The organism is Lysinibacillus boronitolerans JCM 21713 = 10a = NBRC 103108 (assembly GCF_000772935.1).
GTDB lineage: Bacteria > Bacillota > Bacilli > Bacillales_A > Planococcaceae > Lysinibacillus > Lysinibacillus boronitolerans.
This window is the reverse complement of record NZ_JPVR01000073.1, coordinates 60,699-75,516: the sequence shown is the minus strand read 5'-3', so window position 1 is coordinate 75,516 and position 14,818 is coordinate 60,699. Positions and strand designations below refer to the sequence as shown.

At 39.3% G+C, this 14,818-nt stretch carries 12 protein-coding genes; 10 read left to right on the top strand and 2 right to left on the bottom strand.

The features are described from left to right. Positions 1-69: 69 nt before the first annotated feature. The 8 genes from CD31_RS10845 to CD31_RS10810 all read left to right on the top strand — a co-directional run bounded on the left by CD31_RS10845 (position 70) and on the right by CD31_RS10810 (position 8,922). Positions 70-678 carry an ankyrin repeat domain-containing protein gene (locus tag CD31_RS10845; RefSeq protein ID WP_036077583.1) on the top strand — a complete coding sequence of 203 codons (609 nt, stop codon included), beginning with the start codon at positions 70-72 and terminating at the stop codon, positions 676-678. A gap of 32 nt (positions 679-710) precedes the next feature. Next, positions 711-1,589: an oxamate carbamoyltransferase subunit AllH family protein gene (locus CD31_RS10840; protein ID WP_036077581.1), complete on the top strand. Its 879-nt coding sequence runs from the start codon at positions 711-713 to the stop codon at positions 1,587-1,589. A gap of 2 nt (positions 1,590-1,591) precedes the next feature. Beyond that, positions 1,592-3,145 carry an acyl-CoA synthetase FdrA gene (gene fdrA, locus CD31_RS10835; protein WP_036077579.1) on the top strand — a complete coding sequence of 518 codons (1,554 nt, stop codon included), beginning with the start codon at positions 1,592-1,594 and terminating at the stop codon, positions 3,143-3,145. Further along, positions 3,138-4,565: a YlbE family protein gene (locus CD31_RS10830; RefSeq protein WP_016994305.1), complete on the top strand. Its 1,428-nt coding sequence runs from the start codon at positions 3,138-3,140 to the stop codon at positions 4,563-4,565. The genes fdrA and CD31_RS10830 overlap by 8 nt, the downstream gene beginning before the upstream one ends. Positions 4,566-4,596: 31 nt before the next feature. Beyond that, a complete protein-coding gene (locus CD31_RS10825) occupies positions 4,597-6,075 on the top strand; it encodes a cytosine permease (protein WP_036077578.1) in 1,479 nt (492 codons plus the stop codon). A 2-nt stretch (positions 6,076-6,077) separates the two neighbouring features. Further along, positions 6,078-7,028 (top strand): carbamate kinase, encoded by a 951-nt coding sequence (gene arcC, locus CD31_RS10820; protein ID WP_016994302.1) that lies wholly within the window; start codon positions 6,078-6,080, stop codon positions 7,026-7,028. 13 nt (positions 7,029-7,041) lie between these two features. Further along, on the top strand, positions 7,042-7,500 hold the full coding sequence (locus CD31_RS10815) for a nucleoside deaminase (protein ID WP_036077577.1): 459 nt from the start codon (positions 7,042-7,044) through the stop codon (positions 7,498-7,500). Positions 7,501-7,686: 186 nt separating this feature from the next. Next, positions 7,687-8,922, top strand: coding sequence for a Zn-dependent hydrolase (locus tag CD31_RS10810; protein ID WP_036077576.1), 1,236 nt, complete (start codon positions 7,687-7,689; stop codon positions 8,920-8,922). 108 nt (positions 8,923-9,030) lie between these two features. Here the strand turns inward: CD31_RS10810 and CD31_RS10805 are convergent, their stop codons facing one another. Next, positions 9,031-10,233, bottom strand: coding sequence for an MFS transporter (locus CD31_RS10805; protein WP_036077574.1), 1,203 nt, complete (start codon positions 10,231-10,233; stop codon positions 9,031-9,033). A gap of 129 nt (positions 10,234-10,362) precedes the next feature. On the opposite strand from CD31_RS10805, the gene CD31_RS10800 reads away from it, so the two are divergent. Further along, the gene (locus CD31_RS10800; RefSeq protein ID WP_036077572.1) at positions 10,363-11,244 is read left to right on the top strand and encodes a LysR family transcriptional regulator; all 882 of its coding nucleotides are present in this window, start codon (positions 10,363-10,365) and stop codon (positions 11,242-11,244) included. A gap of 191 nt (positions 11,245-11,435) precedes the next feature. Continuing rightward, positions 11,436-12,686 (top strand): MFS transporter, encoded by a 1,251-nt coding sequence (locus CD31_RS10795; RefSeq protein ID WP_036077570.1) that lies wholly within the window; start codon positions 11,436-11,438, stop codon positions 12,684-12,686. Positions 12,687-12,747: 61 nt separating this feature from the next. Here the strand turns inward: CD31_RS10795 and CD31_RS10790 are convergent, their stop codons facing one another. Beyond that, a complete protein-coding gene (locus tag CD31_RS10790) occupies positions 12,748-14,595 on the bottom strand; it encodes a multicopper oxidase family protein (protein ID WP_036077709.1) in 1,848 nt (615 codons plus the stop codon). Between the last annotated feature and the right edge of the window lie 223 nt (positions 14,596-14,818).

Genomic DNA, 14,818 nt, shown 5'->3' with positions numbered 1-14,818 from the left:
GTAACATTCTCACGGTTTATTTCTTTTTAGTTGAAATGAACAATAGGTCAGAGAAATGGAGGAAAGAAATTGGTAGATATGAATGTGGTCTCAGAATTTTTAACTGCAGCCGAAGCAGGTGATATTAACGCTCTGAAAGGTTATTTACAACAAGGTGTGGATATTAATTCTCAAAATAAGCGCAAGCGTACAGCAATTTTACTTGCTGCGATGAATGATCAATTAGAAACAGTAAAATTTTTAATTCAAGAAGGGGCGGATATCGACCTTCAAGATCAAATTTGTTTGAACCCATTTTTGTATGGATGTATTAATGGAAAGTTAGAGCTTGTGAAAATGATGCTACAAGCAAACACAGATTTAGAGCGTTTAACACGCTTTGGTGGTGTAGGAATTCATCCAGCAAGTGAGAAGGGCTTTGTAGAGGTAGTTCGTGAACTTGTAACGACTACAGATATCAATGTCAACCATACAAATATTTGTGGCTGGACACCTTTAATTGAAGCCATCCTTCTCAATGATGGCGGAGAAAAGCAACAAGAAATAGTTCGTCTATTAGTGGAACATGGAGCGGATACACAATTGGTTGATCAATATGGTGTGACACCATTAGCGATGGCTAGAGAAAAAGGATTTACTGAAATTGAAAAAATTCTACTTGAAGCAGGCGCGAAATAGTAATATGCCTACGACATAAAGAGGGTGTACATATGATACATGCCAAATCGGGTGATGATTATTTCCTGCAGCAAATAGTAGCGACGGCGTTTACGGGAACGGTTCATAGTGTGTTTAAACATGCCTTAAATATTCGGAGTGATGGTAATGATGAAATTTTTACACTTGCTACGAAGGCAATGGATCGTGCACCCAATACACTAGTTATTGATCTTGATACATTGGATCACCTGTATATTAATCAACAGGACAGGGTATCTGTTCGCGATAATCAACTATTAATAGAAGAGAAATTACAAATAGCGATTCATACAGCCACTCGTTGGCAATGTCAGCTACCGATTTATCCAGCAGATCGTACAAGTTTAAAAATGAATATGATTCGTGTAAAACAATTCATTGATTTACACGGTAAAGGCGGCGGTATCAAACGTAATGATTTACCCGTCAGTGAATTTGAAGCGGAGACATCGAGATTATTACAGCAGCGTACAACTTTGCTTTATGAGGAAATATTGAATCAACGTTTGGATTGCTTTCAGACATATGCAACTGATTTAGTAGGCTTGGGGCCAGGACTAACACCATCAGGGGACGATTTTTTAGTAGGCTTATTTGCTATCATTCACTTAGAAAATAGCCCGTGTTCTATGTATAAACCGTTGTGTGAAAGCGTTATCAAAATGATGCAACCTTTGACCAATGAGATTAGCTTTACAACATTGAAGAAGGCAGCACATGGACAAGTAAGGGAGTCCATCTGTTCATTCATACACGCCATTTTATATGGCACAGAAGTGGAATCCATTGAGGCTCTGAGAAGGGTGCTTGCTATTGGCTCCTCCTCAGGAACAGATATTGCCTTAGGGCTGATAAGTGGCTTAGAAGCCAATATAGTATTAGGAGGATAATGATGAGTATTAAAGTCGTAATTAAGCGCAACACATATTTTGATTCAGTGTCATTGATGTCACTATCTACAAAAGCGAATCAAATTGAAGGCGTTGAGCAAGCAATTATTGGTATGGGTACGGAAATGAACAAAGGAGTCATTCGTAACGTTGGTTTGATGACACCAGAAGTGGAGGAAGCAACAGCAGGGGACTTAATGATTATTGTCAAAACTACTAGTGCGGATCAAACAGAAAGCGCTTACCTAGCAGTGGAAGAATTACTAACAAATAAAGATAAAGCACAAGCAAAAAGTGATATTAAATATGCAACGATTGATTCTGCTGCACAAGGAATCCCTGATGCAAACTTTGCGGTCATTTCCGTCAATGGTGCATTTGCCGTTCGCGAAGCACGCAAAGCACTTGAAAATGATCTACACGTGATGCTGTTCAGTGATAATGTAAGCGTTGAAGACGAAGTAGAATTAAAAACTTTAGCACATGAAAAAGGCTTATTAATGATGGGACCAGACTGTGGTACCGCCATTATTGGTAATACAGGACTTTGCTTTGCAAACGCTGTAAGAAAAGGCAATATCGGTATCGTAGCGGCATCTGGTACAGGTAGCCAAGAAGTAAGTGTTCGCATTCATGACTTCGGTGGGGGTATTACACAACTGATTGGTACTGGCGGAAGAGATTTAAGTAAAGAAGTGGGCGGTATGATGATGCTTGATGGCATCAAAGCACTAGATGCCGATGAAGCCACAAAAGTGATTGTACTTGTGTCGAAGCCACCTGAAGCAAGTGTTGAGAAAAAAGTACTTGCACAAATTAAAGAATGCAGCAAACCGGTAGTGGTTTACTTTATAGGTGGTAATGAAGAGGCTGTAGTGGCAGCTGGTGGACAATTTGCTAAAACATCAAAAGAAGCAGCATTAAAGGCAGTCTTACTAGCAGGTATTGATGAAGCAGGCATTAACAAACGTGCACTTAACATTCCATTAGTTGAAGAGGTTCGTGCAAAATTAGCGCCAGAGCAAAAATACATTCGTGGGTTATTCTGTGGCGGTACGCTTTGTGATGAATCTATGTATCTAGCGATGGAAAAATTAGATAATATTTACAGTAACATCCAAAAGAATCCTGATTTCTTATTGAAAGATATCAATGTGAGTCAAGAACATACGTTCATTGACTTCGGTGATGATGATTTTACAAATGGTAAACCACATCCAATGATCGATCCATCTTCTCGCATTGAGCGCTTCTTACAAGAAGCAAAAGATCCGACAGTTGGTGTCATTGTGATGGACTTCGTATTAGGCTTTGGCTCTCATGAAGACCCAGTGGGCGTTATGCTTCCTGCCATCATTGAAGCTAAACAATTAGCTGAAAAAGAAGGTAGACATTTAGAGATCATTGGGTATGTCCTTGGAACAGACTTAGATACACCAAACATAGATGAGCAAGTGACAAAATTAGTCAATGCAGGTGTTACACATGCAAGCAGTAGTACAAATGCAGGATTACTTGCTAGAGAAATGGTGTTGAAAGGAGAAAATCATGAGTAAGATTAATGAACTTTTCACAAGTAAAATTAACGTAATTAACGTAGGTATTGAACTTTTTAAGGATGATATATTAGCACAAAATGCAAGTGCTACACACCTAGAGTGGTCACCACCGGGTGGAGGTAAGCCAGAAATTATTGCAGCACTAAACAATATCGATAAAGCAGAACTTGCCGAAAAAATCGAAGCAGCAAATCGTCTTGCGGTGGAAAAAATTGTGAACTCTCAACCCGTGCTGATTGGTTTCGACCAAGCGATCAATGTTGTACCTGGCATGACGAAAAAAACAATCTTACACGCAGGACCACCCATTACTTGGGAAAATATGAATGGACCAATGAAGGGCGCTGTTATGGGTGCTCTTGTATTCGAAGGATTAGCGAAAGATTTAGAAGAAGCAGCAGAGGTAGCGGCGTCTGGAGATATCACATTCTCACCTTGCCATGAGCATAATGCAGTTGGTTCAATGGCTGGGGTAACATCTGCTTCGATGTTTATGCACATCGTTGAAAATAAAACGTATGGCAATATCGCCTATACAAATTTAAGTGAGCAAATGGCAAAAATCTTACGGATGGGTGCCAACGATGATAGCGTTGTTGAGCGATTAATATGGATGCGTGATGTGTTAGGACCAATTTTACGTGATGCAATGAAATTAAATAAAGACGGCATCGATCTACGATTAATGCTTGCACAAGCGCTCCACATGGGCGACGAATGCCATAACCGTAATAATGCAGGTACAAGCTTATTAATTCAAGCACTGACACCATATATCTTAGAAACAGATTATCCTGTTGAACAGAAGCGAGCAGTATTTGATTTCGTGGCAAGTAGTGATTATTTCTCAGGTCCTACATGGATGGCATGCTGTAAATGTGCATTAGATGCTGCACATGGCATCGAATATAGTACAGTCGTGACAACAATGGCACGTAACGGTGTAGAATTTGGTGTTCGTATTAGTGGCATGCCAGGTAATACATGGTTTACTGGCCCAGCACAAAAAGTAATCGGACCGATGTTTGCTGGCTACAAACCAGAGGACTCAGGCCTTGATATAGGGGATAGTGCTATTACAGAAACTTACGGTATTGGTGGTTTCGCAATGGCTACTGCACCAGCAATCGTTGCTTTAGTAGGTGGAACAGTGGATGAAGCAATTGGTTATTCTCGTAAAATGAAAGAAATTACGACGACAGAAAACCAAAATATTACCATTCCATTATTAAACTTCATGGGAATTCCTACTGGTATTGATATTCGCAAAGTCATCCAATCAGGTATTCTTCCAATTATTAATACAGCGATCGCACATAAAGAGGCTGGAATCGGAATGATTGGTGCTGGTATTACAAATCCTCCAATGGAAGCTTTTGAAAAAGCATTAATTACAATTAGTGAGAAGTGGGCTTAAGCCCACTTCCTATAAGTAGGAGGAGCTTTCTATGGAACATGCAAAAATTGAACAGTCCAATCAAGATTATAGAGCACTTGGCTATTCGGAAGAACTTTTACCAAAAGGTCCTCAAGAAAGAGACTGGGGAATCTTTAACTACATTACCGTGTGGATGGGCGCAGTTCACAATATTATGTCTTATATGACGGTTGCAGGGTTTTTTGTCTTAGGATTATCAGTTAATCAAGTTTTCTTAGCCATTATGCTTTCAGCAGTAATCGTCTCAGCAGGCTATTGCTTAAATGGATATTCCGCCTCTAAATATGGCATTCCGTTTGCCATATTACTAAGAGATTCATTTGGAGTGAAAGGCTCTATTATTCCGGCGTTATGTCGAGGGTTGATTGCAGGGGTTGTATTCTTTGGAACGACGACCGTTGTGGGCGCTCAATCCCTTAATGTATTATTTGCAAGATTCATTCCGAACTATATGTCTATTGGTGGAGACTTCGCTATTTTTGGCTTAGATGTTCCGACAATGATTTCTTATATTATTTTATGGGTAGTTACAGTTTTACTATTTTTAGGCGGCATGGACATGCTAACAGTCTTCGGTAAATACTCATCACCAATTGTTTATATTTTCATTATTGGCGCAGCGATTTGGGCAATTAATATTGCTGGAGGAATTGGACCAATTTTAGACTATAAGCCTTCAACAACGATGGAAAGTCCATTGGTCTTTATTGCATGTGTTAGCGCATTGGTGTCTAACTGGGCTGGTCCAATTGTAAACATTGCAGATTTTACGCATAGAGCTAAATCACCAAAAGCAATGATCTATGGCTTATCCATTGGTATGATCGGCTCGTATCTATTATTTGCGATTACTTGTATTAGTTTAATAGCAGGGACAGAAATTGCTTTCGGGCAACCAATTTTTAATATTGTGGACGCTATTGATAAAATTCAAAATCCCTTTTCAGTAATTGTGTTAATTTTAGCCTTAAATGTGGGCGCAACAGCTTTTGTAGTTTTCGGTAATTTATTACCATCTGGATTACAAATGACAGCTTTATTCCCTAAAGTCTTTACTGTCAAAACAGCAGGTATTTTAACAGCTATTATTGGCACAGTCATTTTGCCTTGGAAACTCGTATCGAGTACAGAGACGTTGTTTTTCTTCTATAGTTTTATAGGCTCTATGTTTGGACCAATCGCAGGTATTATGTTGTCTAGCTTCTTTATCGAGCGTAAAAGACGTTTAGATTTATCTTTGATTTATGTGGAAGAAGGTCATAATGGCGCTTATAAATCTGGCTATAACATCGTAGCATGTATCGTTCTATTAATAAGCTTCCTCTTACCAATGTCAGGTGCTTTCCTGAAAAGTGTGCCGTTTTTAGTACAGCTAAATAACTTTGCTTTCTTTAGCGGACTGATCGTGTCATTCATTTTATATACGCTGTTATATAGATTTAATCAGCAAAATGTTCAAAATAGTGTAGAAAAAGAAGTAGGGGTGTAGTTGTGAATAAATTAGTAATTGTAGCAATCGGCGGTAACTCGTTGGTAAAAGATAGTGGTAGCGAATCCATTCAAAGTCAGCAACAGGCAGTTGCTCAAACTGTTGAACATATCGCGGATATGATTCAGGAAGGATATAAAGTGGTTGTCACACACGGCAATGGTCCACAAGTTGGTTTCACATTACAAAGAAGTGAAATTGCTAATGAGGTATCGGGTATGCCAGCAATTCCTCTAGTAAACTGTGTGGCTGACACACAAGGTGGAATTGGCTATTTAATTCAGCAAGCATTAATTAACGAGCTGGCTAAACGTCAAATTAATAAAAAGGTAGTTAGTGTAATTACACAAGTTGAAATCAATGAAAATGATCCCAACTTTATTAACCCTACAAAGCCAGTTGGTTCATTCTTTACAAAGGAGCAAGCGGAGGCGATGCTAGTAGAGCATCCAGATTGGAAAATGGTAGAGGATTCTGGCCGTGGTTATCGTCGCGTTGTGCCTTCACCAAAACCAATCGATATCGTGGAAAAAGATGCGATTAAATCATTAATTGATAATGATTATGTCGTGATCGCTGTAGGCGGTGGTGGAATTCCAGTTGTGAAAAAAGAAAACAATGTCTACGAGGGTGTAGATGCAGTCATTGACAAAGACTTTGCGACAAGTTTATTAGCGGCACAAGTAAATGCAGATTCATTAATTATTACGACGGGTGTTCCTCGTGTGTTTATTAACTTTGGAAAACCTGAACAACAAGCACTTGAAGAAATTACAGTTGAGGAAACAAAGCAGCATGTTCAAGATAATCAGTTCCCGCCAGGAAGTATGCTACCAAAAATCGAAGCAAGCTTAAGCTTCTTAGAAAATGGTGGTCATCGAGTAATTATTACAAACCCTGAAAGTCTGAAAGAAGCGATCAATAATCAGGCTGGTACTCATATTATTAACTAGGAGGAATCACGGTATGGATTATATTCAACTAGCTGTTGACAAAACAAAAGAAGGTATCGAACAAAATATTGGTGGACCATTTGGTGCAACCATTGTAAGAGGTGATGAAATCATCGCTGTTGTTGGCAATACAATGATGCGTGATACAGACATCACTGCACATGCAGAAATAGTAGCCATTCGTGAAGCCTCTAAAAAGCTTGGTACGATGGATTTATCAGATTGTGTTATCTACGCTACTTGCGAACCATGTCCAATGTGTGTGGGCGCTATCATTTGGTCTGGTATTAAAGAAGTTCATTATTGTAATACAGCAGAAGATGCTCATGTACATGGCTTCTCTGATATGCATCTACGTGATTACTTAACGGGTAAAGATAAAAGTGTATTGAACATGCAAAAAATTGAAACGACTGAAGAATGTGATGCATTGTTCCATCGTTTCAATGACAAAATGGCGAATAGTAAATAGATTGGAGCAGTTATAGTCTGCTTAAGTCTTTCTAGTGAATTAGAGTAGGGATCTCGTTATGGAGAATCCCTTTTCTAATTTTCAATCAAAAAAGTGTAAAAGAATTGATACAATGAAAAAAGATACTATACAAGCGTACATTTGGTTGATTTTCATCTTCGTAATTCTTCAAAAGGAGCTGTTTACATGATCTATAAAGAACGTTATCAACAATTACTAGATAAAATGAATCAATACAATTCAGGCGAGAAAGGGATTACGAGAGTTGCCTATACGAATGAAGAACAGGCTTGTTTACATGCCTTTATTCGTTTATGTAAAGATGAAAATCTTCAAATTCATATTGACCATTGTGGTAATCTTATTGCTCGAAGAGAAGGCAGTGTGCCAGGATTGCAGCCTGTTGTCATGGGCTCCCATTTAGATACTGTCTATCAAGGCGGTAAATATGATGGTGTTGTGGGCGTAACTGCTGCCCTAGAAGTTATCAAGCGATTAAACGAGCGATCTATTGTGACAGAACATCCAATTGAAATTATCGCCTTTGCCTGTGAGGAGTCTTCAAGATTTGGTGTGTCGACAGTAGGCAGTAAAGCAATGGCAGGACTAATCGATAAAGAAAAATATCGCCATTTAGTTGATCGAGATGGTATTACGATGGAGCAGGCTTTTGCTCATTGTGGACTTGATTTTAGTAATGTTGATCAAGCGACAAGAGTAGATGAAGGATTCCATGCCTTTTTCGAATTGCATATTGAACAGGGACCATTGCTAATTAACTATGAAAAGAAAATTGGTATTGTCACAGGGGTAGCAGCACCAGTTCGCCTTTTAATGAAGTTAAATGGAAAAGCGTCCCATTCAGGCACGACTCCAATGAATATGAGAAAGGACGCTCTTTTAGGAGCATCCGAATTGGCATTAGAATTGGAAAAAGCAGCGATAGCAGAGCAGGAGTTTGGCACTGTGGCAACAGTTGGGATACTAGAGGTGGTGGCAGGTTCAATGAACGTAGTTCCAGGTGAAGTGGAGTTAACTGTAGATATCCGATCATCCTCTGTGGAATCAAGAGAACGAGTGCTTCAGCATTTTTATACGGTTATTGCAAATGTTCAACAAAAGAGACAGCTTACGATTGAATACAATGTCATTAGCTCAGAGGAGCCTGTCCTACTTTCTCCAAAGCTAATGCAAGATTTAGAAGCGATTTGTGTAGAGAAGAAACTCTCCTATCACTATATGCAAAGTGGAGCAGGTCACGATTCTATGAATATGACGAGGCTCGGACCAGTTGGCCTTATTTTTATTCCTTCAGTGGATGGTTTAAGTCATCATCCTGATGAACATACGGAGCTAGAAGATATATTAATAGGAATTGATGTTTTAGAGGCAGTTGTTCTAAAATATGCTTCAGTCAGCTAATTAGCAATTATCATGTGAAGACGCTACATGTATTGCCAGTGTCACCCCATGTAGGCAATACAACAAAGGCGCAAAATCGATTCCATTATCAAAAGACGACCTTCCTTGTTAGAAAGTCGTCTTTTTCATGTGAATAGGATGTATTTGCGGTTCCTTCTGGTTTCCAATTTTAAGTTGAATCAAAATCATCACAATGACGAGGATAATCATGCCAATAATAGCAGTTGTAAAATTGCCTGTGAAATCTCGAACAAGACCGACAAAGAAGGGGCCCAATGCAGCAAATACAAAGCCAACTGATTGTGTCATGGCAGCTAAGAAGCTAGCCTCGTGAATATCTTTGGCCTCATCAATTGGTAATGTTAGCCCTAATGAGAAAAGCCCACCTGCACCAAGGCCAATTAGCATACTGCTCAGCCAAGGATTATAAGAAAACAGTAGCATCAATAAGCCAATTAATTCTAATGATGAACTACCTACTAGCCATACGGCTCGATGCTGAAAACGGTTATTTAAAATAGGCACTAAAAATGTAGCTGGCATTTGGGCAACAGTTAATAGTGTCAGCATCATTCCAGCGTCGTGTTTGCTATAGCCTAAATTTTCAGCGATGGGAGGTAACCAAGCCATGATGGTATAAAACATCAAGGCCATCAAACCAAAAAAGCCTGTTAAAAGCCATGCCTTTTGACTCAGTAACATTTGCTTCGCATTATTGCTCAAACTAGGTGAATCTGTGACTGTTGCTGTAGCTGCTTGCTGTTCGATTGGCTTCCACCAAAAGAATAAAGCGATTAAAGCAAGAATAGCCCAAGAGGCAACAGAAGCTTGCCATGAATGAAAAAGATGGCTTAATGGAATAGAAAGCCCTGAGCCAAGTGCAGCTCCTACTACAAGTGCTAGCGAGTAAATACCCACTACACGGGAAGGGTTTGCAAATTTCTCCTTAATATAGCCTGATAATAATGGTCCCACGATGGCAATGCCAATGCCTGATAACAAGGCTGTTACTAGCATGACCCAGGCAGTATTAGCAAAATATCTGGTAGCTGTTGCTAGTCCAATAAGAATAAGAGCGTAAGCGATAGTTCGCTCGATGCTCCAACGATTGGCTAGTTTGATTGCGAAAGGTGCAAATAAGCCCATACAGAGCACAGCTAAAGAAGTTAGCAAACTAGCAGTAGCTGCGCTCATATGTAAAGTCTGACGAATAGTTCCTAATAAAGGGGACACCGAAGTAATGACAGGCCGTAAATTAAAAGAAGCTAAAATAATGGCGATAATTGGTATAATTTTGCGTTTTATATGCATTGTCTTTTCTCTCCGTCATATCAAATAAATAGTAAGCCCAAATTGAAGTCTATAGGAATTAGAATGATTGAACAATACTATTATTACTATTACAATGATAGTTATAAACTATGATAGGGCGTGATCCATGTGGAAATACGGCATCTGCATTATTTTATGGCAGTCTGTGAGGAGCTACATTTTACAAAAGCTGCTGAGAAACTTGGCATCTCTCAGCCAACATTAAGCCAGCAAATACGAGTGCTGGAGGATGAGCTAGGAATGCCATTGTTCGATCGTATTGGCAAAAAAATTGTTGTGACTGAGGCAGGCTCCCTTTTGTTTAGCTATACGACAGAGGTATTTAATACATTACAAAATGTCAAAGATTCGATTAAAGATTTACAGGCGCTAGAAGGGGGACAAATAAGTATTGGCATCATGCCATCTGACCTTGATTATCGGATCACACAGCTTGTGATAGATTTCCATCAAAAGTTTCCAAAGGTAAAATTAAAGATACTTGCTTCCATCGATATTATGCGGCAGGTTCTCGAAAATGAAGTGGATATCGGTATTGGGACGAATGTTGAATCAGATGATCGATTGGTCATTATCCCTTTATGTAAAGAGGAATATGTACTAACCGTTTCAAAGGAGCACCCATTGGCAAAGCAAACTGTGATCCCAATTGCTGAATTAGAGGGCCTTCCTATGGTGATGTATCCAGAAGGCTTTCTTGGTAGAGAGGTTGTAGAAGAGGCTGTAAAAAAGCATGGTTTTCACCTCCATACTATTCTTGAGACAAGCTCTGTCACGTCCATTCTGAATCTTGTTCGAGCCAATATTGGTGTAACGGTGCAACCCTATCCTTTGCTCCAACAAATGAATGATCCTACATTGTGCAGTATACGTATTTCAAATGGTGCTCCAAGCCGTAGCTTATCCATTATTTACCGCGTAGATCGCTATGTCAGTCAGGCAACAACAGCTATGATTGAGCAAATTAAACATTACTTTAAAAGCAAATAGGAATAACAAAAAGGAAGATATAAAAATATGTTCCTTTTTTTGGAGCGTTCACATATACTATTTATAAACCGGCAGTCAGTCTATTTCTGTAGGGCAAGACCAAGAAGCTGTAAAGCCTCAACTTGCGCCTACATTTTTTTAACATATTAAATGACCGACTGTCGGTCTAAAAATAGTAAGGGGTGTTTTATATGGAAATGCTAGTCAAAGAAAAAGGCTTTTCAAAGGATTTTATCATTATGGTAGTCGGGCAGATTATTTCTATTTTGGGCTCTGCGCTTTTAAGATTTGCTCTTTCACTTTTTGTTTTAGATATAACAGGACGGGCAGACCTTTTTGCTGTGCTTTTTGCTATTTCAAGCCTACCTGTTTTACTTACACCATTTGGTGGTGCTCTAGCAGATCGTTTTAATCGACGAAATTTAATGGTCCTATTTGATTTTGTCAGTAGCGGGATTGTATTGATTTTTTTTATTGTATTACTAACAGATAATCATTCTGTACTGTGGACTGGCTTGGTTATGGTGCTACTTTCATTCATTAGTGCAATGTACACGCCAGCTGTAATGGCTAGTATTCCACTATTAGTCAGCGAACAAAAGCTTGAGCAGGCTAATGGAATCGTCAATGGGGTTCAGGCATTAGCAGGGGTGACAGCACCTGTGCTAGGGGGGATTTTATATGGAATGCTTGGCCTCAAGCTTCTCGTCATAGTAAGTGGTTTATTATTTTTCTTTACAGCTATTGTAGAAATGTTTATGACAATTCCATATGTGAATCGTAGCTACGATGGTCATTTTGTACCGACTTTAATGAAAGACATGAAAGAGGGTTTTACTTATGTGGTAAAGCAAACATTTATTTTAAAATGCACGCTACTAGCTGCTTTATTGAATCTACTATTGACCCCACTTTTTATCGTCGGTGTGCCTATTATTCTTCGTGTCACGATGAAAAGTAGTGATACATTGTATGGAATAGGCATGGGCATTATTGATTTTGCGACGATTTTAGGCGCGTTAACAATGGGTTACTTTGCAAAAAAGCTGCATATTCACACCCTCTATATTTGGGTATTGGTGTCAGCATTTTTGGTAATTCCCATGGCTATGGCTGTGCTCCCTCGCGCACTTCAAATTGGCTATTATCCCTCGTATAGCTTATTTATTGGCTGTGCTCTTATCATTGCGATGATGATGACGATCATCTCCATTTACGTAATGACCCTTGTCCAAAAAGAAACACCCAATGAACAATTAGGGAAGGTCATGGCGATTATGATGGCAGTATCACAGTGTATGGCACCACTTGGGCAAATGGGGTATGGGTTGTTATTTGAGTTCTTTCAAGGCAACATCTATATACCAGTCCTTATGATATCTATGTGTGTATTATTATTAGCCTTCGTAACGAAAAAAATATGGCGATTGGAGGCTAAATAAATTGCTAGAACAAAGAAAACCACCTTTTCATTGGTAGTTTTCTTTGTATAGCAATACTTAGCTAAAATCTTCGGGTTCTACGCTGAGGCCTATTTCTGCTGGTATTAGTATTGGAAGGAAGGGCTGGAAACAGTAGTGTTGGCATATGTTGTGTATTATCTCCTATATGAAAAGTAATGGATTCCTCTTCAGTAGGTGAGTCTACCCTTTCTTCCTCATGTGATGAGTGTTCTACCGCATTTAATAGTGGTGCTGAAGATTCGCTATGATGGGTAGTACTTGTCGTGCTCGTAGGATTTGTTGGAGCTGTTGCTTCTTGATGTGTTGCTGGATGTTCTACTGCTACATGCGGCTGCTGGACAGCATGGACGTCTTTCATAACGAGAATGGGTCGCATCATATCATGATCCTCATGCTCTAGGAAATGACAATGCCACATATAATTCCCGATATGATCTTTCCAATGCATAATAATTTTCGTCACCTTTCCAGCGTCAGCCTTCACCGTATCCTTCCAACCTCGCTCATAGTCTCTTGGTTCTTCAGGCGGCCCTGTAAATTGAACGATGCCTTCATTTTGATAGATCTCTAAATCAAACGGCCTTCGTTCCAGAATTTTAAATTGAATGAGATGCAGGTGAATAGGATGGATAAAGGGTGTCGCATTAATAAAGTTCCAAATTTCCACACTATCTAAAGAAGGTTTTTCCGTTGCCGGATCATGGTACATACGATCATTTAATAGCAACATAGGTCGCCCAAACTCATCGGTAGTCGCCGTCAATGGTAGTTGTCTTTCAATATGTGCATGGTGTGGATGTAGATCCATAGAAACGGCAAGTCTTTCTGGAATTTCACTTGTATCTTCACATTTCAAAGGCACAGTTACTCGAAACTGCATAATCACGTTTGTATGTTCATCACTAAAATCGGTATCAGTATTAAGTAAGGTAATTTCCTGTCCAGCACAGCTTGAAAAATCGATAATGACATCCGTACGTTCAGCTGGTAGCAACTCGACAGATTGAATAAGTTGTGGGGCTGGTAAGAAACCGCCATCTGTACCAATTTGAAACATTGGCTGATCATTTGACAGACTGATGACATAGCCACGTCGATTAGAGCCATTTAGAAAACGAAATCTATATTTACGTGGCTCTACATCTAAAAAAGGCCATAGTTTTCCGTTAACCACTATCGTATTGCCAACAAAGCCTGGTGTGATAGAGGGGTGAACGGGCACGGGAAAGGGGGGTTCATCAGGATAAAACAATGAGCCATCCTCATTAAATGATTTATCTTGTATTAAAATCGGATATTCATAGTCGCCACATGGTAAGTTAGAGCGTTCCTCAAGGGCATCCCTGAGTAAATAAAAGCCTGCTAATCCTGCATATACATTTAAACGTGTTAAAGCCATGGCATGGTCATGATACCACATGGTAGTGCCTGGCTGATGGTTCGTATATTCATGTATTTCCTTATTAAATTTTGGACCAGTATGCCGATAGTCTCTTGTGTACCATGCTTCAGGATGTCCATCACTCTGCCAATCCACATTGGCACCATGTAAGTGAGTAACTGTTCTTACTTCTTGTGAATCGTTGGCAGCATGAAGTGTAAAATCTACTGGCAAAAAGTGCTGTAAGGGCAGCTGGTTTTTATATTTCACATAAATCGTTTTATCTTTAGAAGCTTCGATGGTTGGTCCTGGGTAAAGCCCATTGTAGCCCCAAATTAATGTGTTTGGAAAATGCTTATGAAAACGATGCTGGCCTTCCATCATGACCAATTCGTAATAATCATTCTTCTGTTGCCCTCTGCTGTATTTTGGTTTGGCGATCATTGGCTTTGGAAGTTCATCTACAAATTTTGGAATCGTTGCTGGAACAGAAGGGTTAATTTGCATACTCACAACATCACGTCCCTTTTCGATACTAAAAAAGCTAATTGACTCATCATATGGGTAAAAACAACAGGTAACGGGGACAAAAATGGAGAAAAATGTGTAAAGAACATAAAAAATTTAACTACATATTATGGAAATAAAATGATTCATTTTAAAGCAAACAGATGTAAGATCTTAAAACAATCATCACAAGAGATTTTTGCGTTGTAGGTAATAGTTGGTA